General features: G+C 61.2%; 22 protein-coding genes and 1 pseudogene. 6 read left to right on the top strand and 17 right to left on the bottom strand.

What is annotated here, in order from left to right; all coding sequences use genetic code 11:
- Positions 1-968: 968 nt before the first annotated feature.
- From R2676_RS19690 to R2676_RS19670, 5 genes are all read left to right on the top strand, one after another.
- Positions 969-1937, top strand: coding sequence for a hypothetical protein (locus tag R2676_RS19690; protein ID WP_316887365.1), 969 nt, complete (start codon positions 969-971; stop codon positions 1935-1937).
- The gene (locus R2676_RS19685; RefSeq protein WP_316887364.1) at positions 1921-2865 is read left to right on the top strand and encodes a hypothetical protein; all 945 of its coding nucleotides are present in this window, start codon (positions 1921-1923) and stop codon (positions 2863-2865) included. The genes R2676_RS19690 and R2676_RS19685 overlap by 17 nt, the downstream gene beginning before the upstream one ends.
- Entirely contained in the window at positions 2862-3119 is a 258-nt protein-coding gene (locus tag R2676_RS19680) for a DUF4224 domain-containing protein (RefSeq protein WP_316887363.1), read from the top strand. Before R2676_RS19685 ends, R2676_RS19680 begins: the two co-directional genes overlap by 4 nt.
- On the top strand, positions 3119-4168 hold the full coding sequence (locus R2676_RS19675; RefSeq protein ID WP_316887361.1) for a tyrosine-type recombinase/integrase: 1050 nt from the start codon (positions 3119-3121) through the stop codon (positions 4166-4168). The genes R2676_RS19680 and R2676_RS19675 overlap by 1 nt, the downstream gene beginning before the upstream one ends.
- A gap of 222 nt (positions 4169-4390) precedes the next feature.
- Entirely contained in the window at positions 4391-4681 is a 291-nt protein-coding gene (locus R2676_RS19670) for a phosphate acyltransferase (protein WP_316887438.1), read from the top strand.
- A gap of 891 nt (positions 4682-5572) precedes the next feature.
- Here the strand turns inward: R2676_RS19670 and R2676_RS19665 are convergent.
- The 10 genes from R2676_RS19665 to R2676_RS19620 all read right to left on the bottom strand — a co-directional run bounded on the left by R2676_RS19665 (position 5573) and on the right by R2676_RS19620 (position 15995).
- Positions 5573-6655: an MBL fold metallo-hydrolase gene (locus tag R2676_RS19665; RefSeq protein ID WP_316887360.1), complete on the bottom strand. Its 1083-nt coding sequence runs from the start codon at positions 6653-6655 to the stop codon at positions 5573-5575.
- Positions 6656-6792: 137 nt separating this feature from the next.
- Positions 6793-7956, bottom strand: coding sequence for a porin (locus R2676_RS19660; protein WP_316887359.1), 1164 nt, complete (start codon positions 7954-7956; stop codon positions 6793-6795).
- Positions 7957-8171: 215 nt separating this feature from the next.
- The gene (locus R2676_RS19655; RefSeq protein ID WP_316887358.1) at positions 8172-9125 is read right to left on the bottom strand and encodes a hypothetical protein; all 954 of its coding nucleotides are present in this window, start codon (positions 9123-9125) and stop codon (positions 8172-8174) included.
- Positions 9126-9158: 33 nt separating this feature from the next.
- Entirely contained in the window at positions 9159-9941 is a 783-nt protein-coding gene (locus R2676_RS19650) for an SDR family NAD(P)-dependent oxidoreductase (RefSeq protein WP_316887357.1), read from the bottom strand.
- Positions 9942-9973: 32 nt separating this feature from the next.
- Positions 9974-10750, bottom strand: coding sequence for an enoyl-CoA hydratase/isomerase family protein (locus R2676_RS19645; protein WP_316887356.1), 777 nt, complete (start codon positions 10748-10750; stop codon positions 9974-9976).
- A gap of 14 nt (positions 10751-10764) precedes the next feature.
- On the bottom strand, positions 10765-11943 hold the full coding sequence (locus tag R2676_RS19640) for a thiolase family protein (RefSeq protein WP_316887355.1): 1179 nt from the start codon (positions 11941-11943) through the stop codon (positions 10765-10767).
- Positions 11944-11969: 26 nt separating this feature from the next.
- Complete coding sequence (locus R2676_RS19635) at positions 11970-13643, bottom strand: long-chain-fatty-acid--CoA ligase (protein WP_316887353.1); 1674 nt, start codon at positions 13641-13643, stop codon at positions 11970-11972.
- Positions 13640-14710 (bottom strand): CaiB/BaiF CoA transferase family protein, encoded by a 1071-nt coding sequence (locus R2676_RS19630; protein WP_316887351.1) that lies wholly within the window; start codon positions 14708-14710, stop codon positions 13640-13642. Before R2676_RS19630 ends, R2676_RS19635 begins: the two co-directional genes overlap by 4 nt.
- Entirely contained in the window at positions 14707-15852 is a 1146-nt protein-coding gene (locus R2676_RS19625) for an acyl-CoA dehydrogenase family protein (protein ID WP_316887349.1), read from the bottom strand. Before R2676_RS19625 ends, R2676_RS19630 begins: the two co-directional genes overlap by 4 nt.
- An 11-nt stretch (positions 15853-15863) precedes the next feature.
- Positions 15864-15995, bottom strand: a complete 132-nt coding sequence (locus R2676_RS19620) for a hypothetical protein (protein ID WP_316887347.1) — start codon at positions 15993-15995, stop codon at positions 15864-15866.
- 188 nt (positions 15996-16183) lie between these two features.
- Between R2676_RS19620 and R2676_RS19615 the strand changes: the two genes are divergently transcribed.
- Positions 16184-17212 carry an AraC family transcriptional regulator gene (locus R2676_RS19615; protein ID WP_316887346.1) on the top strand — a complete coding sequence of 343 codons (1029 nt, stop codon included), beginning with the start codon at positions 16184-16186 and terminating at the stop codon, positions 17210-17212.
- Positions 17213-17394: 182 nt separating this feature from the next.
- On the opposite strand, the pseudogene R2676_RS19610 reads toward R2676_RS19615, so the two are convergent.
- The 7 genes and pseudogenes from R2676_RS19610 to R2676_RS19580 form a co-directional block, all read right to left on the bottom strand.
- Positions 17395-18032, bottom strand: a pseudogene (locus tag R2676_RS19610) (tyrosine-type recombinase/integrase); the annotation flags it as partial.
- Between the two features lie 601 nt (positions 18033-18633).
- Positions 18634-19818: an acetyl-CoA C-acyltransferase gene (locus R2676_RS19605; RefSeq protein WP_316887344.1), complete on the bottom strand. Its 1185-nt coding sequence runs from the start codon at positions 19816-19818 to the stop codon at positions 18634-18636.
- 56 nt (positions 19819-19874) lie between these two features.
- Positions 19875-21698 carry an acyl-CoA dehydrogenase gene (locus R2676_RS19600; RefSeq protein ID WP_316887342.1) on the bottom strand — a complete coding sequence of 608 codons (1824 nt, stop codon included), beginning with the start codon at positions 21696-21698 and terminating at the stop codon, positions 19875-19877.
- Positions 21699-21770: 72 nt separating this feature from the next.
- Complete coding sequence (locus tag R2676_RS19595) at positions 21771-22283, bottom strand: MaoC family dehydratase (protein ID WP_316887340.1); 513 nt, start codon at positions 22281-22283, stop codon at positions 21771-21773.
- Position 22284: 1 nt separating this feature from the next.
- Entirely contained in the window at positions 22285-23208 is a 924-nt protein-coding gene (locus R2676_RS19590; protein ID WP_316887338.1) for an SDR family NAD(P)-dependent oxidoreductase, read from the bottom strand.
- A gap of 280 nt (positions 23209-23488) precedes the next feature.
- Positions 23489-23785 (bottom strand): EthD family reductase, encoded by a 297-nt coding sequence (locus tag R2676_RS19585; protein WP_316887337.1) that lies wholly within the window; start codon positions 23783-23785, stop codon positions 23489-23491.
- Positions 23786-23888: 103 nt separating this feature from the next.
- On the bottom strand, positions 23889-24581 hold the full coding sequence (locus R2676_RS19580) for a hypothetical protein (RefSeq protein ID WP_316887335.1): 693 nt from the start codon (positions 24579-24581) through the stop codon (positions 23889-23891).
- Positions 24582-24589 lie beyond the last annotated feature (8 nt).

Below are 24589 nucleotides of genomic sequence, written 5' to 3'. Positions count from 1 at the left end.
AGTGAGGCCCCGCCGTCCCAGCAGCCTACCGTAATCACTGACTTGGGGGATGCATTCTTCGCGAATGCTCTCTCTGACTTCATGTCCCCGCGAGTCGAAGGCGATTAGAGCGATGCCAAAGACAACATGGGCGTTCGGCTGCGTGGTGATTCTCCGTTTCCATAGAGTGGAGTGCTCCGATTCAGTTGTGATCCAATCGCCCATATCGTTGTCCTTTGTATTGCTGTGGCTTAAAGGCAACGCGAGTACGGCTACTTCACGTTGGTCTAAAGTCGGTGTAGTATGTTTTTACGCCGCACATGCGGCATGAGCCCTTCGGGCACGTGTAATCAATCAACTCCAACTTAGAGTTGTAATTCATTCAAGCAAGCGTTTCCTGCGCCTTGAAGAAACGCACCTCCCGCCATTCGCGGAGCACCGGTGCGTTTACCATCGACTGAAAATCCAGCCTGACTGACACCCCGCGCCCAGCGGCGGCGCGTTCTTGTGTCCGTTTGCGCCCTTCGAACCTGTTCCGCCCGCAGCAAGTGCGAATCCGCAATGCCGATACGGTTTGCGACTCGCCTCGGCGACCCGCGCTTCCGAAATCTGTAGTTATCAATCAGGTCGGGGCACCGCGCCCCCCTCGAAAGGCCTTAGCCACGTCGCGCCCCTGGTCCGGGTACGCCTCGCATCAACCCGCAAAGCTTTCTGACCCGTCGCTACATGAGCGACGGCAGCGTTTTGCTGCGCGGGTTGCATTCGCCCTACCGAATGCGAGATTTGTCGTACGGAGGACCTGCCATGTCCAGTCGTAACAAACACTCAAAGCTCGATCGCCCGGAGATCGTCGCTTTTCTACGCCGTTGCGCAGTGGCGCGGCTAAGAGCAGCGGATAAGAGGGTGTATTCGCTCCACAACCTCGCCAGCAGAATTCAAGAGCGCTTCCACATCAAGGCGAACAAGTCGACCATTCATCGGTTCCTTAAATGCCTTGGAATCAATTTCGCGTGGGAGTCGGTCAAATGACGCGGGCAAAGAGAACCTATTCCCCCCAGGAATTGGCGCGCAAGCTGGTCTCATCTGTCGTCGCACTGGGAAAAACAAAGAGTTCGCTCGGTGCACTCCTCGGCCATGTCATCGTGTCAATCGGAACCGCCCGCTGCGTCGAGCAATGCGTACGAGAGTTCCTCACGTGGCGCCTCGGCAGCGGGACAGGGATCGATGCGCCCGTCACTCGCGCCGAACTTGAACAATACCTGATGCAAGAAAGTCAGCGCTGGCGCCAAAAAACTCTGGACCAGCACCGGCAGGCGCTCAGTCTTTTGTTCTGCGTAACGTTGCCGAATCTCGAGGCGGAGATTCCAACGTTCACCATTGGACGCGCATACACGCGCGAAGAGATGGAGCAGATTGCTCGCTGTCAATCGGAGCCCAACGCCCTCGGGACACGGATCGCGTTTAGCGGAGGCTTGCGTGCGAGCGAGCTGATTGAACTGCGCGAAGCACATGAACTTGACCCTGAATCGAATCGCCCATGGCGCCACGATTTATTCCTGGGATTACCAGAAGGCTTCATTTACCGGACGACCGGCAAGGGGGGATTGGCACGCCGCGTTTGGGTTCCACTTGAATTGCACGAGCAGCTACAGTTGCGCCGGCTCGAGACTCCGGCCTCAGTGGTAGATCGCAAGGTACGACGAACTCGCGTGTTTGATATCGGCGGTGGGCAAAGCCTGTCGGAATCCTTTTCTTCTTCGAGTATCCGGACGCTCGGTTTCTCGCTGGGACTGCACGGACTGCGTCACTCCTACGCACAAAATCGCGTTGAAGTTCTCCTGACATTGGGCCTGGCCCCTTTAGATTGCCTGGAAATCGTCAGCCAGGAACTCGGTCATCTCCGGCCCGACATCAGTCTCGCATACACGCCGCGGAGGAAAAATGCCGCCCAAAACTAATCGCCCCGCCGATATGCGTGCGCGCCGTAATCGAGACGGCACGTCCACCTTTTATATGCTCCGTCCCGGAGGGCAGAAGCTCATCCTGGGCAACGACTTTGGCGTCGCCTGCTCTCGGTGGGTCGACGAGCAACACACACGAGTGCGGCAATCTCGCCCTGCTACTGCACTCGCATTGCTTGATGCGTTCGAACAATGCTCTCTGCCATTGCTCGACACACACGCAACTGCGCACAGAAGCAACGAACTGGCGATTCTTCGAGAGTACTTCACCAAACGCCGTAATCCACGCCTCGAAGCAATCAACTGCGAGGTTGACTTCCTAACATGGTACGGAGCGGCCAAGCGCGCAAGTTTGGCAGATGCGGTGATCCGGCTTTTCCGCCTTGTGTGGAAATTCGCTCAGCGGCTAGAAATCAGCAACGACGCATGCCCCTGGAAATCGTTTGATCTCAGCAAGGCCCGCCTTCAGCTCGAGGCCGCTGACGTTCTGCATGGTTTCGCGCCGCCTCCGCTAAAAGATCTGCTCGGCGCGCTGCTTACCAAGGGGGAAACAACGACGATCGAGCATGATCGCGATCCCAGCGAGTCAAAGAGCCTGCAGGTTCAGCTAAGACAGGCGGTATCCCTTGCGGTTGCTAGGCTGCGTAGTTGCGGGAGGCTCGATTTGGTGCCGGCAATGTACCAACTCACTGTTGATGATCTGATCGCACTGCGAGGGTCCCCTACCGTCGCGCTGGCTCGTCCGCCGGGTCGCATTCTGCTGGAGCATCGGCGCAAAGAGGCTCTGGCCTCGCTGCGGTCCGAAGCTAAACCTCCGACCGCAGCGCGAACAGCGTGTGTGAAGTCGCACACAAATGCGGTTTCTCAGACGGACAACAATTTGCCTGTTGTCGCGCCGCGCGCCCTCCGGCAGGAGGAACAATGAGCGATCCACTGTCGACTGCGGAGCTACCGAAAGGGGCCGACCTCATGTTCCTGACAAAAGCGGAACTGGCGTTTCTAACCGGGCGCCATCAGCGACGCAGTCAGGCGCAAGCACTTCGCACGATGGGTATCCAGCACTGTATTCGACCTGACGGCCATATCGTCGTGCTACGACGGCACGTCGAGCTGCTATTTGGCGGCGAGACCGCACGTAGAACAGCCGTGGAACCCACGCCCAATTGGAGCGCAGCATAATGCCTAAAAAGAGAAACGCTGAAAACAAAGGGCTGCCACCGCGGTGGCGAAAAATCCATGGGGCTTACTACTATCGTGTCCCAGAAGGGTTCGAAACAGCGTGGGACGGGAAGAAGCAATTCAGGCTCGGCAAGACTCTGCCGGAAGCGTACAAGGTGTGGGCGGACCGGCTCTCGATACTGGACGACGCAAAGACCATCGGCCAATTGCTTGACCGGTATGCGCTTGAGGTCGTGCCGATGAAGGAGTTGACGACGCAGGCGCACAACGCGGTCGCCCTGAAACGCCTGCGCGCCGTGCTCGGCGCCATGCCGTTGACGTCGATCAAGCCGCGCCACATCTATCAGTACGTCGATAAGCGTTCGGCAAAGACTGCGGCGAAACGCGAAGTCGAAGTGCTGTCGCATGCGTACACAAAGGCCGTCGAATGGGGTTATCTCGACCGGCATCCCTTCAAGCACGAGGTTCGACTCCAGGGCGAGAAGCCGCGCACGCGCTACATCGAGGATTGGGAGATCGTTGAGTGCCTATCGCTTAAATCGCGTCGCAAATCGGGAAGCGTGTTGGCAATTCAGGCATATATGCGGATCAAGTTACTGACCGGCCTACGCCGCGGCGACCTTCTGCGCCTAACGGTGTCCGACATGAACGAGGACGGAATCCATGTCACACCGGGCAAGACCGAGCATACGACTGGCAAGCGTCTTGTCTACGAGTGGACTGATGAACTGCGCGAAGCCGTCACTCTTGCAAAATTAGTGCGCCCGGTATCGCTCACGCCTTGGCTGTTCTGCAACCGCCGCGGCGAGTGCTACTTCAACGACGACGGGCGCGCAGGCGGATGGGACACCATGTGGCGCAATTTCATGGAGCGCGTACTCGAAGAAACAAAGGTGAAGGAACATTTCACCGAACATGACTTGCGCGCGAAGTGCGCAAGTGACGCGGAAACGTTGGAGCATGCGCAGGCGCTTCTCGCGCACGCGGACAGCAGACTGACGGAGCGAGTTTATAGACGGAAACCCGAACGTGTCAGGCCGCTGCGATAGTCCCGGTCACATCAGCAGACCGTTTGCCACGCTCCGCTTCTCCCCTCTGTCTCATAATCCGCTACCTGTTCCCCGGACAGGAAGAAAGGCAAGCCGCTGTGGAACATATCGACCCAGAAAATGAGGAGGACTGGGGGTTCCTCGACGCGAGCTATCGCGCTCGCTGGCCGACTGAGATGCATGGCGACATCGCGATAGACGGTAGCTTAGAGAGAGCGAAGTCTGAACTTCGCTTTCGAAGGCGATGGCAATGTCCTCCTACTACCAAATCTTGGCGCCGCCAACTTCTCGTACAACCTTCTGAAAGCCGCTGCCGGTGACTATGTTGTCATCGGGCCGATCATTTTTGGCGAGGCCAAGCCTGTTCACGTGTTGAGTGAGGCTGGAACAGTCGTCGCATTGTCAAGATGGCTGCACTCCTTGTGGCTGAAGCGAGTGGACGAGCCGCGACGTTGGAGCGCCCCTGGCATTGATGCACTGTCGACGAGTGCGGAATCGTCGACGATGCGTTAGAGGAGTCCCGTGATTCGAAGATACGCCGACTCACGTTCGAATTGTTCGCCCTGGCCCAGCACTCAGATATCACGCTTGAGCTTTTGAGAAGACCCTACTCCGCCTATCGAGCAATTTACGTGGACCTGGTGCGCCAGATAGATTCGTCTGCGACCGCACGAGAATGCCAGGCGCGCGCGACATTGCTCGCAGCACAGACGGAAGGCGCAACCACTTTGATGTTCGGTTCACGAAAGCACCCCGCAGATATCGACCGCATTTACGATTTGATGAGGGTCATAACGATTCGTATCGCGCACGGGAACATCGCCGCGAAGGAGGCTGCGTAGCACCGCAGCCTCCTTCGCTGGTCACACCTGCCCGCTAACGCGCAGGACCCAGCGACCTCAACGGGCGGAGCAACTGGAGCGGCGGGCGTCTCTACGGGCTCCCCGTCTCCCCGGCGCACAGTGTCGCCCCAAGCGGAGACAGTGGCCCGCAGCACCTCGATCAGCACCTGACGCGCCGTAGGAGACGACCAATCAACGACAAGCCTACAGGCCGGGGATTTTCCGCTGAGGTTTTGGTCTTGCCATAGGTGCGTTCCGATCTCTGTGTGTCACTGGATCAGTGCTGCACTTTTGTGTCGCAAGCCCTTGAACTAGCAGGGAAAGCTTGATTTTAGTGGTGCGAGGGAGGGGACTCGAACCCCAGCAATTTGGCTTAACGACGCCTCTTCATACGCAATGTTGGCAAAAAGCTGGCAAACCAGCGAGGCCAACGCAGTGCCTTGTGAGACCCAACTGTCGACCCGACCGCGAATGCTAAGCGGATTCGCCGTGTCCCAGACTAGGTGTCGCGCAAAGGCGCTGCGTAGGTGGACATCGCTACTTCTCCTCGTGGTCATATGGGTTAGGCACGCCGCAGCCGATACCATGCGACACCGACGCCATCGAGGGTGCATTCAACACGGCCAGAATGCATGAGGTAGTTCAGGCATGCCAGGCTCTCGCCCGTGGCCATCCCCAGCAACATCGGGGTCGACTCGTCGATTGGCCGGGCGAACAATGCGCCGAACACATCGACCACGCGTCGCGGCGTGTCCAGTGCGGCTTTTAGCCGGTCGAACGCACGCTGTTGGCCAGCGCTCAATGCGTCAATCCGCGCATGTAGGCCGCGAAAGCAATCGCCGTGTGCCGGCAGCACGAGCACGTCATCCGGCACAGTGCGCTTGAGCTTGGCGAGCGAGTCCAGCCAGTCCGCCATGGGATTGGCATCGGGCTCGACGGGAAACACTGAGACATTCGACGAGATGCGCGGCAGCACCTGATCTCCGGAGATCAGCAGCGCAAGCGCCGGACAATACAGGCAGGCATGTTCGGGAGAATGCCCATTGCCAACAACCACCTGCCAATCATGCTCGCCAATCCGCAATACCTCGCCGTCGCACAGACGGCGGTAGCTGTCCGGCAAGGGGTGGATGTGCTTGCCGAAATCACCAAAGCGAGCGCGGTACGTTTCGATGGCGGAGGCGCTCCAGCCGGCGCGCCGATAGAAGGCGATCGCATCGGGCGGTGCCTCCCGTCCGCTGTCGGACACCAGGACCCGGCAGGTCAGGTATTCGAGGCGGGTCATCCAGAGCCGGATGCCGAATCTGCGCGCCAACCAGCCGGCAAGGCCAACATGGTCAGGATGCATGTGCGTGACGAACACGCGGGTCAAGGGCCGAGCTTCACTGCTGCTCCCGAGCAAGTCACACCAGATGCGCGTGGCCTCTTCGGTGCGGACACCCGTATCGACGACGGCCCAACCCTCGCCGTCGTCGAGCAACCACAGATTAATGTGATCGAGCGAGAAAGGCATCGGCATGCGAAGCCACCGCACCCCCGGCGCGACTTCGATCATCTGCCCGTTCTCCGGCGCAGCAAACGGATAGACCAATCCGGGTTTCCGGGCCGTGATCTGGGTGGGGTTCTCTTGCTCGGTACTGTCCATGGAAAACGGGTCCTCACTGGGTGAGCGGCTATCGCCTCATGTCGCAGGGGTTGATGTCGAGCGTACCGCTCCGGGCCTCGCGACCCTATTCCCGGAGCGGCTTGCGAGCATCAAGCGAGTCAGGCTTAGCCGCTCCGTCAGAACTTATGGCGCAAGCCCACCGCCACACCCAGCATGCTGTTCTGCCCGTTGGGCAGGGCGTAGCTATTGTCCAGCGAAAAGCTGGTGGCAAAGCCGGTGCCCACCGACTCCAGCATCAGCCCGGCATTCTTCGCATACGCGGTGGTCACGTAGACATCGGTACGCTTGGAGAACGCATAGGTCGCCATGAAGGCAATCTGCCAGGGGTTGGCGACATGCGTATCGCCGAACTGGTTCTTGACGTTGTCGTAGTTGTACTCCAGCGTCAGGCCAATGGCCGGGGTGGCCTGGTAGTTCGCGCCGATCCAGTAGAAGTCATCACGCTGGATCAGCACATCGGCCGCGTTCTTGTTCTGGCCCCAGCGGTAACCGCCCATGATCTTGGCCGGGCCATCGCTGTAGCTTGCTGCGATTGTGGCCTTCTTGAAGGCGCCGCTGCCGGTGCCGATGGTCGGATTCCATTGGTCGTAGCCAAGGGCCACGCCGAACGGGCCTGCCCCGTAGGTCGCAGCCGCGCCATAGGCCGTGTCGCGCCGGAACTGGCCGGCGACCTCGCCGTTGCCACCGATCGGCGTGGCCACCGCTGCCGTTGCAGGCAGGGCCAGGCCTGTGCCGAACGACCAGTGCGCCAGCGCCGTGACCGGACCGAATTGGCCGGTGTACTTGACCGTGTTGTCCTCGCGGAAATTCGCGCCCGACTGGAGCACCAGCGGTTCGTACTGCGTGGCGTAGGCCGTGGGCGAGAAGTTGGCCAGGGCCTCGAACATCGAGGTGTACTGGCGGCCCAGTGTGAGCTGGCCGATGCCGGCTTGTTGCACCCCGACAAATGCCTGGCGCCCGAACAGGCGGCCGCTCTGCTGCGAGGTGCCCGTGTCGAGGGCGAAGCCGCTTTCCAGCACGAACAGTGATTTCAGGCCGCCGCCGAGATCTTCCGTGCCGCGCAGGCCCCAGCGTGACAAGGAGAGGCCGCCCGAATCCAGGCGGTAGACAGCATGGGACGGGCCGCGATTGAACTGGTTGAGGCCAGTCGGAACGGCGCCGACGTGATTGACGTATTCCAGGTTGGCGTCCACCACGCCATAGAGCGTGACAGTCGACTGCGCGAAGGCGCCCCCCGAAATCGCGAACAAGACGGCCGCAGCCATGCTCCTGAGTTTCATTGACACTTCTCCTCTGTTTTCCTTTGGTTTTTGATGCGGATATTTCCGCTTAGGTGGGTACTGCTTTGTTGCTGCGCCCTAGGTTGTCGGCGACAACCTAGGGCGCAGAAATGGGGGATGCACGTTCCTATGAGACGGCTGAGATGGGCTGTTCACGGATTAACCATCTCCCTGCATCAACGAGAAGCCACGTAAAACACAAGGCAACGGCCGCCTTATCTCGGCAAGAAGCAAGGCGGCACGGCCCAGGGATACCCTGCACAAGCGACCGATTCTGACGGCGCACCCATTGGACGAACGGCACTCCGAGGAGCTGTCATCTTCCGAAATTCAGCGGATGCAACCAACTGAGCATGAGCCACAGTCAGCGGCAGGTTGAACACACCATAAAACGCAGCCTCAAGCAGGCGGCACGAGCCAAATCCGTAGGACTGCGCAATATCGCCATTCACTTTCGGCAACGCTGGTAGATCAAAAAGAAGACGGGACAGTCGATAATTCCGCACCGTCTCGCGAAAGCTCTCGCCTTCCGCAAAAATCTCGCTCGAAACCGCCTTGCCGCTCATTCCAAATTGCGTGGCGAAAGTCGAGCACCGCCACTCGTGATGCGGCGCAAGGAAGACGCTACGCGCCAGCGCCCGGGTCAGCGCCTTTCCCTGATCGCACTGCAGCACCCTGGCTCTAGACGGATCGAAGCGGGCTAGCCACAGCGCCGGGTTCAACGCCGCCTCCTTCAACGCAGCGCGCTCAACGTCGTCTGTGTGCAGAACGAGTTCGACGATAGCCCCCGGCGCAATACTCAGGTCGAATCGGGCCAACGGCGGCACGTTAAGCCATTCGCCGGCTTCGAGTTTTCTGGTCCAGCCTCGAGCGGTCAGCCACCCCGTATGGGCACGCACCGCGATCGTGGCTGCGAACGGAACGGAGAGTCGGCGAACCACTAACGTCCCAAAACACGGTCCGAAAATCCGAATGCGCACTTTACCCAGCCTTATAGACAGCCTGCACAGGCACATCGCCCGTGCTGGCGGAACACTTTCGGACGGATCGCCCCCCCCCCGCGTCTCATCCGGCACGCCGACCACAGCAACATCCAGGACGGTCGAAGGCACATGAATAACCGCCTCAACCTCTGCCGGGAAACCATCGGAACCACCACTGACAGTCATGTCCCTCTCCCGGTCCACGATCGAGTGACTATGTCAGCGTGGTGCCATGCGAATGGCACCATCCAGACGAATGGATTCAGCGTTCATGTAGCCGCAAGTGGCGAGAAACTCGACGGCATGCGCATACTCCTCGGGTTCGCCCAAGCGCTTGGGAAATGGCACGGATGCCGCCAACGCCTGCTTAACGTTGTCCGGCAGACTTTGCAGCAACGGCGTACCAAAAAGCCCCGGCAGGATTGTGTTGACACGGATCCCCTCGTCCATCAGGTCACGCGCGATGGGCAACGTCATGCCCACGATGGCGGCCTTGCTGGCCGAATAGCTGGCTTGACCAACCTGGCCGTCCTGTGCGGCAGCCGAAGCAGTGTTGACAATGACGCCGCGGTCGCCATCGGCCAGTGGCTCGAGCGTCAACATGCCAGCGACCGACTTGGCAATGCAGCGAAAGGTGCCAACCAGGTTGATCTGAATGATGCGATTGAAGCGATCCACCGGAGAATGACGGATTTCGCCGGTTTTCTTGTCGCGGCTGGCAGTCTTGACAGCGTCGGCGGTGCCGGCGCAGTTCACGAGAATGCGCTCCTGCCCAACGGCAGTGCGGGCCTTAGCAAAGGCCGCGTCTACCTGCTCTTCGGAAGTCACGTCCACGTTGCAGTAAACGCCACCGAGTTCACTCGCCAGCGCTTGGCCGACAGATTCGTTCATGTCGAAGATGGCGACTTTGACGCCATGGCTGGCCAAGCGCCGTGCCGTGGCGGCGCCCAGACCGGAAGCGCCTCCGGTGACGACGGCGGCGATGTTGGAATTCAATTGCATGGCAGTTTCCTTAGTTGGTAATTGGCTGATGCTTACCGGCCGGTGAACCTGGGGGCGCGCTTGCTCAGGAATGCCTCCTGCCCTTCGAGGTTGTCGGCCGAACGCATGGCGACGAAGAAGTTGCGCTTTTCATGCTCCAACCCGTGCTCAAGCGAAGTCTCGAAGCTGCACAGGGCCGCGTCTTTCGCCAACGCCACCGCCAGCGGCGAATTGGCGGCAATCCGACCGGCCATGGCCTGTGCTGTAGCCAATGCCTGACCGTCTGCCGTCACTTCAGCAACAATGCCGGCATCGCAGGCCTTGCGTGCATCGATGAAATCGCCGGTCAGCAACAGGGCCATGGCTTTTGATTTGCCCACGGCTCGGGGCAAGAGCTGGGTGCCCCCGGCACCGGGGATGGCGCCAAGCTTGACTTCCGGCACGCCGAACTTGGTCGACTCGCCTGCGATCACGATGTCGCAGGCCAGCGCAAGCTCCATGCCGCCACCCAGCGCGAGCCGTTCCACCGCCGCGATCACGGGTTTGGGAAAGCTCCGCAGCTCAGCCCAGAAGCTGCCGCCCGCTGCCGCGCGCTCGCCCAGCAACGGCTCGGCGCGTAGTGCGTCAAATGCCGTGATGTCGGCTCCAGCGCAAAACACGCCTTCGCCACCGGTAAGGAGGACCGCGCGCACGGAATCGTCATAGCGCAGTTGCGCAAGCTGGGTGCGGAGTCCATCGAATACCGCGCGGTTCAAACTGTTTTTTGCGCGCGGGCGGTTGATGATCAAGGTGACGATGGCACCGTCACGACTAACAAGCACTTCACTCATGATGGCCCCGCTCATCAAAGTCGTTCGATGATGGTGGTATTGGCCGTGCCCGAGGCCTCGCAGATGGTCTGCAGGCCATAGCGGCCGCCCCGGCGCTCAAGCTCGCACAGCAGGTCGGTGAGCATGCGTGCACCGGTAGACCCCAAAGGATGGCCGATCGCCACTGAGCCACCGTTGACGTTGAGACGTTCGTCGGAAATGCCGAATTCCTGCTGGAACATGAGCGGCACGCCGGCAAAGGCCTCGTTGACTTCAAACAGATCGATGTCGCCGATGGTCAAGCCCGACTCCTTCAGTGCCTTGCGGGTGGCATCCAGAACAGCAGTGAACTGGATGACCGGATCGGCCGCGGCCACGGCGGTACTGACAAAGCGGGCACGCGGCTTCAGGCCATGCTGCTCGGCATATGCTCGGCTGGCGATCAGCAGCGCGGCGGCGCCATCGCTGATCTGCGATGAGTTGGCGGCCGTGGTGGCGCCATCGGCGGCAAACACGGGCCGGAGTGTGGCCATCTTTTCGGGGTTCGGGTCAGCACGCACGCCCTCGTCAGTGGCGACGACCGGACTGGCGGGATTTGCCGGATCATCGGTGAGCCGCACAAGCTGGTCACGAAAGCGGCCGGCTTGTGCGGCCTCGGTGGCACGCCGATGGCTGCGCACACCAAAGGCATCCAGGGCCTCGCGTGTGAACCCGAAGCGCTCATTCATCAACTCCGACGAAGCGCCTTGCGGCAGCAGCGGGTTGTCCCTGTAGCGGGCCAACTCGCGCGGGCTGTATTGCGGCCCGAGCGGTGCGCCGGGCTTGAACGACGGCGGCATCGGCGCCTGCGACATGGACTCGACCCCAGCGCCAATGACCAGCTTGTAAGCGCCAGCCTTAATGCCGTGAACAGCGAAACTGATCGCCTGCTGACCAGACCCACATTGCCGGTCGACCGTCACGGCTGGCACGGATTCGGGCAACCCGGCGGCCAACACGGCATGCCGGCCCAGGTTGCCGTGTTGCTGGTCCCACTGCAGCACGCAGCCGACGATCACGTCATCCAGATCAGTCGGGTCAACGCCCGAGCGCTCAACCAACTGATGCAACGTCTCGCCCAACAGATCCACGGGATGCCATTTTTGCAGGCGCCCACCGCGCTTTCCGACTGGTGTGCGAAGCGCACCGACGATGACGGCTTCATGATCACTCATACTGTTCTCCTGTAGAAAGGCAGGCGTTATTCGGCGTAGCGCTGTGCATGCTCGGCACGCATGCGCTTCTTGTCGTACTTGCCGACGCTGGTTTTGGGGATAGACTCGACGAACAGGATCTGATCAGGCAATTGCCACTTGGCGAAGGCTCTGGCCAGATGAGCATGCAGTTGTTCCAGCGTTGCCTCTTGGCCCGGTTCGAGCACCACCAGGGCCAGCGGACGTTCCTGCCACTTCGCATGGGGAATGCCGATCACCGCGGCCTCACGCACGGCCGGGTGGCTCATCAGCAGGTTTTCCATGTCAATGGAAGAGATCCATTCACCGCCACTCTTGATCACGTCCTTGATGCGGTCGGTAACCTTGAGATAGCCGTTCTCGTCCAGGGTGCCAAGGTCGCCGGAGCGCCACCAGCCGTCCAGGAAGCGCTCCTCGGAGTCGGGCAGGTCGTGGTAGGCGGCGCTGATCCAGGGGCCGCGCAGGCAGATCTCGCCGGCCGAGTGGCCGTCGTGCGGCAGATCCTGGCCGTCGACGCCGACAATGCGAATGTCCACCCCGGTGACGATCAGGCCTTGCTTGCGCTTGAGGTCCCACAGATCGCCCTTGGACAGGCGCTTCTTCAGCGTGGACTTGAGACGGTTGACGGCGACCAGCGGCGTGGTTTCGGTGGCGCCGTAGGCGTGCACTACCTCGGCGCCGGTGAGCTCATGGAAGCCGATCATCATCGACAGCGGCGGCTCGGTGGCGCCGGAGAGCATGCGCATACGGCTGAAGTCCGGCTTGACCGGCATCGTCTTGATGTACTGCAGCATGGGCTGGAAGATGGCCGGTGCGCCGTTGGTGACCGTCACGCCCTCGGCGATCATGGCATCGGTCAGCGGCTTGGTGTCCTCGGCGACGTAGCGGCCCGGCAGCACGATCTTGTTGGCCATCAGCACGGCTGCCTGGGGCAGGCCCCAGCTCTGGCCATGGAACATGGGCGTGATGAACATGGCGCAGTCGTCCAGCGTCATGCCCAGGTTGGTGGCCATGACCGTGGCGTGCAGGTAGATGGCGCGGTGCGAGTAGTACACGCCCTTGGGCCTGCCCGTGGTGCCGGTGGTGTAGCAGGCGCTGTAGGCCGAGCTTTCCTCGATCTCTGGCCAGTCGATCTTCGCGTCGGCGGCCGCCAGCAGGTCTTCGTAGTGGAGCAGCGGCGCCAGCGTGGTCTCGATCTGGTCCAGCGGCTTGTCGGTCATGACGATCCAGCCCTTGATCTGCGGCGCATGCGCGGCAATGGCCTCGGCCACCGGCAGCAATGATTCGTCCACGCACACGTAGGACGCATTGCTGTGCCCGACCACGTAGCCCAGGTCCTCGTGGCCTAGGCGCAGGTTCATCTGCAGCATTACCGCGCCCAGACCAGGGATGGCCCAATACAGCTCGAAGTGGCGCCGGCTATTCCAGTCCAGGACACCGACCCGGTCACCCGGCTCGACGCCCAACGCGCGCAACGCATTGGCGCTGCGGCGGACGCGCGCGTAGCAGTCGGCGTACGTGTAGCGGTCCCAGCCACCGCCTGGTGTGCGGTAGACGATCTCCTGCTCCGGGTGGGTGCGCGCTGCATGCCGGATCAGCGTCGTGGTGTTGAGCTGGCGTGCGTCGCCCATGGTGGAGGGACAGCCACGCACAGGCTTGGCGATCTGGGCGGTGTCGGTCATTTGTTTGTCTCCGGAGTTATTGTGTCGAGTACCTGGAACCGCGGGGCTGGAGCCACATGGATGACCCCCGAGGGGGTGGACTGGTAGATCTGTCGCGCCGCGTTGTGCGGGTGCCGTACTGCCTCGGCCAGGTCGAGCACGGGGGCAAAGCAAGCGTCGCTGCCCTCAAGCAGTTCGCACCAGTACTTCCTGGGTTGACCGCGGATCAGGGTAGCGATGCGCTCCTTCAGCGCGGGCCACGCAGCTTTGTCGTATTGGTCGGCGGGATTCACATCCGTCAAGCCCAGCCTCGAGAGCAGCAGCGCATAGAACGGCGGCTCCACCGCGGCGAGGCTGACGAAGCTGCCGTCGGCACAGGCATACACGTCGTAGAACGGCGAGTCGTGAAATGGACTCGCCTGCGCGCCGTCGATCTGCCCGTTGGCGCGAATCCATTGCACCAGCGTGCCCAGCATGGCCACGATGTCGACGATGGCCGCGTCCACTACACGTCCGCGGCCGCCGGCGCGTGCATCGACCAGCGCGCAGACGATGCCGAAGGCCATACCCAGCGCCCCGGTCGCGTCTCCGAGCACGGTGGGCGGCACGATCGGCGCTTGCCCCTTGCGCGCCGACAGCGACAGCAGGCCCGTCAGCGCGATGTAATTCAGATCATGGCCTGCGGTCTGAGCGAGCGGGCCGTCCTGCCCCCACCCCGTCATCCGGCCGTAAACCAGCTTGGGATTGCGCTCCGCGCAATCGGCAGGGCCGAGCCCCAGGCGTTCCATCACACCGGGCCGATAGCCTTCGATCAGGGCATCGGCTTGGGTGACCAGGTCTAACGCGTGCATCCGCCCGCCAGGCGACTTCAGGTCGACGACCTCGATCTGTTTGCCACGGCGCAGTGGATTTTCCGCTGCGCCGCCAAGCTGCTGCGCCGCGGCCACGGGCTCTGACCGCACCAGTGCGATCACCTCGGCCCCCATGTCGGCCAGCATCCGTCCAGCCAACGGGCCCGGTCCGATGCCCTCGAACTCCACCACACGGATGCCGTGCAGTGGCAGGTAGAGCGTATGCCGCGCGTTCACAGCTTCCTCGAAATCAGGTCCTTCATGACCTCGTTGGCGCCGCCATAGATCTTCTGCACGCGCGAGGCGGCGTACATGCGCGCTATCGGGTACTCGGCCATGTAGCCATACCCACCGAACAGTTGCAGGCACTCGTCGGTCACGCGGCACTGCTGCTCGGTGCACCACCACTTGGCCATATACGCGGCCTCGTCGTCGAGTGTGCCGTCCAGCAGCCGTTGGATGCAGTCGTTGACGAAGCTGCGCACCACGTGCGCCGTGGTGGCCGCCTCGGCCAGCTTGAGGCGCGTGTTTTGCATGTCGAAAAGCGTTGCACCGAAGGCTTTGCGCTGCTGCGTGTATTCCACGGTGAGCGCCAGTGCCTGCTCTATGGTGGCCGCTGCCGGCACGGCGATGAGCATGCGTTCGTAGGGTAACTGTCCCATCAGTTGCTTGAAGCCCTCGCCTTCGATGCCGCCCAGCAGTTGGTCGGCCGGCGCGCGCACGCCGTCGAAGAAGAGTTCGGCCGTGTCCGACGCCTGCATGCCAATCTTTTCGAGCAACCGACCTACATGGAACCCAGGCAGATCCTCGGTCTCGAGCACGATTAACGACAATCCACGGCTGCCCGGTTCACCAGTGCGCGCCACTACGATCAGCAGGTTGCCGGTAAAGCCGTTGGTGATGAAGGTCTTGGCGCCGTCGATCACATAATGGTCACCATCGCGGCGCGCACGCGTCGCGATGGCCTTCAGGTCGGAGCCGCAACCTGGCTCAGTCATCGCGATGGCGGCCAGCATCTCGCCGCTTGTCAATTTCGGCAGCCAGCGCTGCTTCTGCGCCTCGGTGCCGTAGGCCAGGATATAGTGCGAGGCGATGGTATGCACCGCGATGTTCACCGGCATCTCGGCCTTGGCCAGTTCGTCTTGCACCACCAACTGGTAGGCCAGGTTTGCGCCGGCGCCGCCGTAGGCCTCGTCCATCTCGGGCAGCAGGAAGCCCATTTCACCGAAAGGCCGCCAGGTCTCGCGCGGGATGTAGCCCTGGCGACGCCAGCCGTCCAGCTTGGGGGTGAATTCGGCAGCGACGTAGCGGCGGACCTGCTCGCGAAAGGCCTCGATATCGCTGTCCATCCAAGCATGTCGGTATAACTGTGGCAGCATGTTTTCTCTCCTCAGATGCTGCTCAGGCCGCCGCTCCGCAAGACGGTGGTCGCCTTGCTAGCCATGCGGAGATAGGGCTTGTTGACGCCCGGCTTGGCGGGCGTCACTATGCCGACGCCGGCAGCGAATAAATCTCGAATCATGCGCTTGTCTCCTTTTTTGGTAGAGCTCAGATCACTTCTCATCGCGGCATATCTCACAATTCGTTGAGCACTCAGAGCATGCAGGGAATCGTATTAGTCGAGCCCTCAAGTGGCGATGGCAAATCGCTTCGATAAACTGACAAACGACCTCTTATTCTGGGCACCAGCACTCGCTGCGCCCGTTGACCATGCTGCGACCTATCGCCACCGTTCCGATCTTTGCCGTACATGGCCTACTCGACGGCGCACGCGACAAAGGGCTGGCCACTGCGTCATGGTTGGATAACGTTCTGGGGCAAGCCTGTATCGCAGAATCTTTGCTGTATCTGGAGCAGTCGCGGGTGACCATCGAGCAATACATCGCGCTCTTCAGTGCCGTGAAGGACAGCCTCGACGACGAATGCCTGGGCTATCTAAGTGGTAGACCGTTGCGTTGCGGCAGCTTCGTGCTGATGGCTCGCTCAACGCTCGGGGCAAGAACGCTGGCCGCAGCCTTGCAGCGCGTGAGCGAATCCTTCGCCCTGCTGCAGGACGATGTGGCACTTGTGTCTGCCTCAGATGGCTCGCTGTGTGGCGCTGCTCTCGAGGTGCGCGGCGACCGTTGCGAACACTCCGACTTCTTGCATGGGCTACTGCTGCGCGTCTTCTGGCGCCTGCTGGTATGGTTGCACGGCGGCCGATTGGTACCCAGGGGCTTCGATTTCGCCTTCGAGCAACCTCCACATGCCGCAGACTATGTTCGGATCTTCTCTGGGGCGTTGCGGTTTGGGCAGGCAAGATCGGCGGTTTGGTTCGAGGCGTCCTCATTCGCCCAATCGATACACCGTGACACGGCCGCACTTGAGGCTTTTCTACGCGCCACACCGGGCAATCTGGTAGGCCCTCGTCTGAACGAGAGAACATCCTGCGCACGGGTGCGGGCGCTGTTGCAGCAAGTGTGTCCGGAATGGCCCGATCTGGCGGTCGCTGCGCAGCGCCTGCACATGTCGGTCAGCGCGCTGCAACGACATCTGGCCATGGAAGGAACGTCTTTCCAACAGTTGAAGGACGAGTTGCGGCGCGACATGGCGATCGTTCGGCTGACAAGCACCGATGCCACGCTGAGCGCGATTGCCTCGGAGTTGGGATTCGCCGACAACACCGCATTCCAGCGGGCTTTCAAGTCATGGACTGGCAGCGCGCCAGGCGTCTACCGATCGCAGACCCGCAAGACATAGTTCTATTGCAACGCAACCGTGTTAAGTCCGTCTGCGTCGTGCTCGGAAAAAAGGTGTGAGGCATGCCCCGCTTGCGCAAGCGCTGTCGGTGCAGCTCGGAACTGTAGCCCGTTAAATGGAGCAATGAGTTCCGTCCACAACCTTGAGGGCGCCCGCAGCTCCGCATGCTGCTATGCAGACGCTTATTTTCGGGCACCAAAAGCTTCTCCAAGCTGCCGCGCGCGCTTGATCTCATCGCCGTGCAGGTAGATCGAGGTGGTGGAGACTGAGGCGTGGCGCAGGTTGTCCCGAAGGTTGTCAATTCCGCGCCGCGTCCGAGAGCGTGGGTCGCGTACGTATGGCGCATCCAGTGTGGACTCGACTTGCGCAGCTTTTCGGCTAGTACCGCCTGGTCGTTCTCGATGGTGTCGGCAGCTGTCTCAAAAAACCGTTTCACCACACTCCACAGCGGCGTCCCCGTAATCCCGCCGTCAGGATCCAACCCCAGTCCACCAACCAACAGCGTCTTCGGATTCCACCGCGCTCGCGTGACTGGCAGCCCGCGTTCCACTAGGTAGCGATCAAGCGCTCCGCGTGCCAGCGGTGGCAGCGCGACTTTGCCGACGCGACTGCCCTTCCCTATCAAATTGAGCCAGTGATCGCCCTGCCGGTCAGTTTCGACGTCGCCGAACTTGGAAGAAACGAGTTCGCTGGCGCGCAGGCCAGTTGCATAATCAAAATCCAGCACGAAGCGCAGTCGCTGCGCGGCTGGCGCCTCCCAGCCATAGGACCACTCCAAACCGTCCGCAATCGTGCGCACCAACGCCCATTCGCCATCAGTACTCCTCAACCTTTGTTCCCCGTTCCGCTTGCTCGAGCGCTAACGCAATCTGCTCGGCGAACTTGCCAGTCGACCGTACTCACGCGTCGACCTATCCTTGAAGCAGGCACGACACGCCTGAGTCCTACGATCTCATTGAACATCGATCGCAAACCTGCGCACGTATCTACCACCTCGGGCGCTTCTGTGCCTGACTGCCCAGACGAGCCCGCGTAGCGCCTGCTGCTCCGCGCTCTGCACAGCAGCGGTACATTCCTCCAAAACATCATGCTCCGGAAAGAGCATGAGCTCCGCCGCACTCCCCAACACAAGAGCGATATCGAACGGCGAACGGGTCACGAGAGCATGACGCAAAAGGCTGGACAGACGTCGCTCGATAGCGGAACCGTCTGCTCTCGGATCCATAGCAGCATCCTTCCGAATGCTTTCCACAGATGCCCTGATGAAATGGAGCATCTCTTTTGCGGTGGCGGGGGAACACGAAGTCATCGCTGCGTATTACAGTTGAGCGCTTGTTGCTCGGGTGCGATGTCGACTGGGCGATCTCATCAACGTGAGCACTCCCACTTACATGAAGCCCGCGGGGCAAACCAATGCCTCTTTAGATGATTTCAAACAGCCCCGCCGCCCCCATACCACCACCGACGCACATGGACACCACCACGTAGCGTGCACCACGTCGCTTGCCTTCGATGAGCGCGTGACCGGCCAGCCGCGCACCGGTCATGCCGTACGGGTGACCAATCGAAATGCTGCCGCCGTTCACGTTGTATCGAGCCGGGTCGATACCGAGCTTGTCGCGGCAGTACAGCACCTGGCACGCGAACGCCTCATTGAGTTCCCACAGGCCGATGTCGTCGACTGTCAGGCCGTGAAGCTTCAACAGCTTGGGAATCGCATAGATGGGACCAATACCCATCTCTTCCGGCGCATTGCCGACCACGGTCATCCCTCGGTAAATGCCCAGGGGCGTGACACCAAGCTGTTGCGCGAGCTTGCCGTTCATCACCACGCATGCACTCGCACCGTCGGACAACTGGCTTGCATTGCCGGCAGTGATGACGCCGCCTTCCACAACCGGTGACAGTGCGCTGAGCGATTCAAGCGTCGTGCTGGGGCGGTTGCCTTCGTCCTGCGCCAGCGTGATCTCCTTGTGCAAGGTTTGGCCAGTCGCTTTGTCGGTCACCAGCATCTGGGTCGTGATCGGCACGATCTCGTCAGAGAAGCGACCCTCTGCCTGAGCCGCTGCAGTTCGGCGCTGCGATTCAAGCGAATATTGATCCTGGGCTTCTCGCGAGATCTTGTACTTGCGGGAGACGAACTCGGCAGTTTCCAGCATCGGCATGTACGCGGCCTGCTGCATCGCCAGCACGTTGGGATCCCGCTCGGCATACACCCACTCCATGTACCGAGCCTGAACGGCAGAAATGTTTTCCTGACCGCCTGCAAGCACCACCTGCATGCCGTCAACCGTAACCTGCTTGGCAGCGGTGGCGATGGCCATCAGACCCGAGGCGCACTGGCGGTCCAGCGTCTGTGCACCGACCGTAGTGGGCAGACCGGCAGCCAACACACCATGTCGGGCGATATTGTTTCCAGCCGTGCCAGCATTAAGCACCGAGCCGATCACGGCATCTTCGATGCGATCGGGCTCGATCCCCGCGCGCTGCACCGCGTTCCGGATGGCATGACCCAGCAAGGTGGGGGATTGCGTTGCATTGAATGCGCCACGATAGGCTTTGCCGATCGGGGTGCGAGCGGTGGAGACGATGACTGCGTCGATCATGATGCGTCCTTTAACAGATACGAATACGGATAAATCAAGGTGAGCGATGCCATCGCTCAGAACCAGTGTTCGGGCATGTTCAGCGGTGTGGTTTCAACTGGCTCCAGCACGGCAAGCCACCCTGCCACCTTGGGCATCTCCCAGCCAAAGAAGTAATCGCAGGCTGCCAGCTTGCCGTGGTGGAAGTCGTGTGCGTTCGGGCCGCTTGCCAGCGCGTGCGCAGCAATGGCCTGATCGAGCCACAGCCAGCCCACGACAACGTGGCCAAATGCCTCCAGATACGCTGCCGCATTCGCAAGCTGAAGCTCTGGGTCATCAAGACCATGCAGTTCTTCCGTGACTGCGCGGATGCGTACCCAGGCACGCTCGAGCGTGTCGGCATGACGTTGCAACGATGGCACCGCCTGCGCACGTGCAACGGTGTCGACGAGCTTGTTGCCAAGCAACGCCAAGGCCGCACCACTGTTTGCGCGTGTCTTCCGCCCGAGCAGATCCAGCGCCTGAACGCCAAATGTCCCTTCGTGGATTGGGTTGAGCCGGTTGTCGCGATAGAACTGTTCGACGTTGTACTCGCGCGTGTAGCCGTAGCCGCCGTGCACCTGAATCGCCAGATCGTTGGCGACAAGACCCCATTGAGACGACCAACTCTTCACAACCGGTGTGAGCAGGTCCAGCAGACCGTGCGCCTCCTCACGGGCATCGGCATTCTCGAGCGAGTGGATGTCGTCGCTGAGGCGGGCAGCGTACAGACACAGCGCCAGCGCGCCCGAGGCGTAGGCCTTCTGTGCAAGCAGCATGCGCCGCACATCCGCATGGCGAATGATGGGCACTTGCGGTGCGCTCAGCCCGCGCTCGCTGCGCGTGCGCCCCTGCAGGCGCGTCTTCGCATAATCGAGCGCGTGCAGATAACCGGTGTAACCCAACGCTGCGGCACCAAGGCCCACCGAGATGCGCGCCTCGTTCATCATGTGGAACATGTAGGCGAGCCCCTTGCCGGGTTCGCCGACGAGCGTGCCGAGTGCACCAGCCTCGCCCTCCGGACGGAAGCGCCCCTCGCCGAAATTCAATAGGCAATTGACCGTACCGCGATACCCCATCTTGTGATTGATGCCGGCAAGCACGACGTCGTTTCGCTCGCCGAGTTGCCCGTCCGCGCCCACCAGCTTGCGCGGCACCGTAAACAGCGAGATGCCCTGCACGCCAGCGGGCAGTTGACCGTTCTCGTCAGGAATTTTTGCGAGGACGAGATGCACGATGTTCTCGGAGATATCGTGATCGCCACCCGAGATCCACATCTTGTTGCCGAACAGGCGATAGCGCCCATCGCCTGTCGGCACCGCACGCGTGCGGATATCGGCGAGGCTGGAGCCGGCTTGCGGTTCCGACAGGCACATCGTGCCGAAGCACTTTCCGGCGGCCATCGCCTCGATGTAGGGCGAGACCTGCTCGCGCTCGCCATGCGCCATCAGCAGGTTCGCATTGGCGATCGTGAGAAAGGCATAGCCCGCCGTGCCGGCATTCGCTGCAATCAGGTAGGCCATGCCAGCACGCTCTACGGTGCTTGGCAGACTCATGCCATTCCACTCGGGAGGAAATGCCGCACTGATGAGTCCAGCCTCGGCAAAGGCGCGCAGCGCAGCGCCGACTTCCGGATTGACGGTCACACGCTCGCCGTCGAACTCGGGTTCCTGGCTATCGTTCTTCTTGTTGTGGGGCGCGAAGAGGTCAGTCGCGAGGGCTTCATAGACATCCAGCACGGACGTGTAGTCAAACCGGTCCTGACCGGCAAAGCGCGGCCGCTGTGTGAGCGATTCGACCTGAAGCCAATCAAACAGAATGAAGTCCAGGTCGCGACGGGAAAGAATGAGTTCGCTTGTCATGACATTGATGTCGTCAAAAAGAATCCTGGACGTCTTGAAGCCGCTACCAGATTCGAAATCGCCCGATGAGCGTCACGTATTGAGGAGCGTCAACCACTCGGCCACCAGCGCCGGCTTGGGTTGGCCCTCAATCTCCACGGTGACGGCAATCGTCAGCTGGTCATGTCCCGGGCTGCGCTCCGTCACCTGCTTAAGCACGAAGCGGCCGCGTACCCGTTCTCCGCTGCGCACGGGCGTCACGAAACGCAGGCTGTTCATGCCGTAGTTGACGGCCGCGCGCTGGCCCTCAATCGTGGGAATGACGTCGAACGCCATGGCCGAGAGCAACGACAGCGTGAGGAAGCCATGCGCGATCGTGCTGCCAAACGGCCCTGTGCGTGCTGCTTCCACATCGACATGGATCGGTTGCCAGTCGCGCGTGACATCAGCAAAGGTGTCGATCGCGGCCTGATTGATGGAGATCCATTCGGACACCCCGATCTCTTTACCAACGAGATTCAACAACTGCTGTCGCGACAGCGGTACGCGCCCAGACTTCTCGGCAACAGACGCGTCGCCATGCGCTGCATCGTGCGTGTCACGCATATCACTGCCCCGACGCCTGCTTGTCGGTAAAGCCAGCCTTGCGCAATTCGAGCTCCCCTTGCGCCGCGCCCGATGCAGGAACGGTTTCGCTGTCTCGGTTGGCGACGTCGCTGAGCTGTTGCGCGAGGAGATGCGGTACCTGTTCGCCGGCCCCGAGATAGATGCCAGGCGTGAGCGTGATGTGTGCGGCTTCGAAGCTCCCCGCACCAGCACACAGCACCATCCGTGTGGGGGCGTCTTCGCCGACAAGCGCGGCCACCGCCGGGCTAACGGCACCGGGCGCCAAGGCGTTGAGCACGGCCTCAGGCATCAGCCCCTCAAGCATGCGCGTGCCCGCGGTGGGCGCGATGCAGTTGACGCGGATGTTGTTGCGCGCGCCTTCAAGCGCCAGGGTCTGCATCAGCCCGACCAGCGCCATCTTGGCCGCACCATAGTTGGACTGCCCGAAGTTGCCGTACAGCCCCGAAGACGACGTCGTCATCACGATGCGACCGTATTGCTGCTCGCGCATGACGTCCCACACGGCCTTGGTGCAGTTCACCGCGCCCATCAGGTGCACTTCGATGACGGCGCGAAAGTCGTCGAGCGTCATCTTGCTAAAGCTCTTGTCGCGCAGGATGCCGGCGTTGTTCACGAGGATGTCGATACGTCCCCAACGCGACAGCGACTCGGCGACCATGTTCTGCACTTGCTCGGCGTCGGTGACCGACGCACCGTTCGCGATCGCCTCCCCACCGGCCGCTACGATCTCATCAACCACCTTCTGGGCAGCGGTGGCGGAACCGCCTCGGCCACTCACGTCGCTGCCGAGATCGTTGACGACGACTTTCGCGCCCAGCCGAGCAAGCAGTAGCGCATGCTCGCGCCCAAGGCCGGCACCTGCGCCGGTCACGATCGCTACGCGATTGGTCAGATTAATTGTCATGGCTTGCTTCCTTGCTGTGAATTCTGTGATTGCGAACACAACCGCACCGGCCCGCCTTGCGGATAGCGCACGCGAGCGATTGCAGTGTCGTCAACAGGCCCCGTTCGCACCGCCGTCTTCGAGACAAAGCAATACCAACGGAAAGCCGAAAATAGGGTTGTACAGATATCGAACGGGTCGCTAACGTCCACTCAAGTCTGACCTGGGGGCCGCCTGGAGGATTCGGCCTCCAGACGGCGGCCGGGACACATCAGCGATCATTGGGCCGCCGTGCGGGCTGTCAGCTCTCTGCGCGGAAGATCGTCGGCGCGATATTGGTGAAGTTCGGTACGTCGCTGACGACCTTGGCGGTTTTGGCCGACGAGAGAGCAGCGTCAATCCCAGCCTGATCACCGAAACGCAGCATCGCCATGCATGCGAAGGGTTGTGGCCCCGGTGCAGGGAACAGAATCTCGGCCGCGTGCAGCCCAAATTCATCCCATGCGGAGCGGACAAGCGGGACATGGGTCGCAAGGTAATACTCGCGGTCAAATGTCGCACCTTCCGCTGCAGCGTAGCTCACGATTAGGGTAGCCATCTTCAATCCTTTGTAGTGACGTACTGGAGATTCTTAAAGCGCCATGATGTACGTTGGCATTCGGGCAATGTCCATCACATCCGCAGGACGCCTGCCTCATTCATCACGATGCCCGCTCCAGGCCGCTAAGAGCCTGGCCTGAACCAAACTGCAGTTCACGCTGCTGTGCACGCTCCAGCGCGCAATAACCGTAATAGATTGCCGGCGCGAAGTAGGCCCAGCTACACAGCGCAAGCGTGAAGAAATTGAATACGACATTCGTTTCTTCCCCCGGGATCTTGTAGAAATCGTAGATGCCGGCAATGGCGAGCGACGTCACCAGCGCGATGCCAACCAGCATTGCGTTGAACCCCGCCCCCACCGCCAACAACCGTTTGATGAAATAGGCGAGATAAATCGACAGCAAACACCACATCGCGACGAGGTAGTACGGCAGGATTCCCTCAAGGGAATGCACCCCAATCAGAACGAATGTGGCTGCAGCCGAAGCCACAAACGCCAAAATGTCCTGCCGGATCGACGGCTTAAAGCCATGCGTGATTACCATCATGCCGGCCATCGAGATGAGCGGCAGGCCGAAACCTCGAGAGAATACGTCGAAGAAATGAGCGATCGCCCAGGAGACTGGCGACTCGGTGGCAAAGAATACGACAGCGTTCGACGCGGAGGTTCCGACAACCCATAGCTCGATCCCAAGCAGATAGTTGCGCTTCTTGACAAACTTCCAGCCGTACACAAACGAACTCAGCGCCAGCAAGGCGCTGGAAAGCACAAGAACGAGAGACCTGAGATCCATGATTCCAC

The sequence above is a fragment of the Ralstonia flatus genome (assembly GCF_958439105.1).
Classification (GTDB): Bacteria; Pseudomonadota; Gammaproteobacteria; order Burkholderiales; family Burkholderiaceae; genus Ralstonia; species Ralstonia flatus.
This window is presented reverse-complemented; position numbering and strand designations above follow the sequence as displayed.

Coding starts and splice junctions, on each gene's coding strand:
- R2676_RS19690 (WP_316887365.1), top strand. CDS start 969: ATGCCTTGGAATCAATTTCGCGTGGGAGTCGGTCAAATGACGCGGGCA.
- R2676_RS19685 (WP_316887364.1), top strand. CDS start 1,921: ATGCCGCCCAAAACTAATCGCCCCGCCGATATGCGTGCGCGCCGTAAT.
- R2676_RS19680 (WP_316887363.1), top strand. CDS start 2,862: ATGAGCGATCCACTGTCGACTGCGGAGCTACCGAAAGGGGCCGACCTC.
- R2676_RS19675 (WP_316887361.1), top strand. CDS start 3,119: ATGCCTAAAAAGAGAAACGCTGAAAACAAAGGGCTGCCACCGCGGTGG.
- R2676_RS19665 (WP_316887360.1), bottom strand. CDS start 6,655: ATGGACAGTACCGAGCAAGAGAACCCCACCCAGATCACGGCCCGGAAA.
- R2676_RS19660 (WP_316887359.1), bottom strand. CDS start 7,956: ATGAAACTCAGGAGCATGGCTGCGGCCGTCTTGTTCGCGATTTCGGGG.
- R2676_RS19655 (WP_316887358.1), bottom strand. CDS start 9,125: ATGACTGTCAGTGGTGGTTCCGATGGTTTCCCGGCAGAGGTTGAGGCG.
- R2676_RS19650 (WP_316887357.1), bottom strand. CDS start 9,941: ATGCAATTGAATTCCAACATCGCCGCCGTCGTCACCGGAGGCGCTTCC.
- R2676_RS19645 (WP_316887356.1), bottom strand. CDS start 10,750: ATGAGTGAAGTGCTTGTTAGTCGTGACGGTGCCATCGTCACCTTGATC.
- R2676_RS19640 (WP_316887355.1), bottom strand. CDS start 11,943: ATGAGTGATCATGAAGCCGTCATCGTCGGTGCGCTTCGCACACCAGTC.
- R2676_RS19635 (WP_316887353.1), bottom strand. CDS start 13,643: ATGACCGACACCGCCCAGATCGCCAAGCCTGTGCGTGGCTGTCCCTCC.
- R2676_RS19625 (WP_316887349.1), bottom strand. CDS start 15,852: ATGCTGCCACAGTTATACCGACATGCTTGGATGGACAGCGATATCGAG.
- R2676_RS19620 (WP_316887347.1), bottom strand. CDS start 15,995: ATGATTCGAGATTTATTCGCTGCCGGCGTCGGCATAGTGACGCCCGCC.
- R2676_RS19615 (WP_316887346.1), top strand. CDS start 16,184: ATGCTGCGACCTATCGCCACCGTTCCGATCTTTGCCGTACATGGCCTA.
- R2676_RS19605 (WP_316887344.1), bottom strand. CDS start 19,818: ATGATCGACGCAGTCATCGTCTCCACCGCTCGCACCCCGATCGGCAAA.
- R2676_RS19600 (WP_316887342.1), bottom strand. CDS start 21,698: ATGACAAGCGAACTCATTCTTTCCCGTCGCGACCTGGACTTCATTCTG.
- R2676_RS19595 (WP_316887340.1), bottom strand. CDS start 22,283: ATGCGTGACACGCACGATGCAGCGCATGGCGACGCGTCTGTTGCCGAG.
- R2676_RS19590 (WP_316887338.1), bottom strand. CDS start 23,208: ATGACAATTAATCTGACCAATCGCGTAGCGATCGTGACCGGCGCAGGT.
- R2676_RS19585 (WP_316887337.1), bottom strand. CDS start 23,785: ATGGCTACCCTAATCGTGAGCTACGCTGCAGCGGAAGGTGCGACATTT.
- R2676_RS19580 (WP_316887335.1), bottom strand. CDS start 24,581: ATGGATCTCAGGTCTCTCGTTCTTGTGCTTTCCAGCGCCTTGCTGGCG.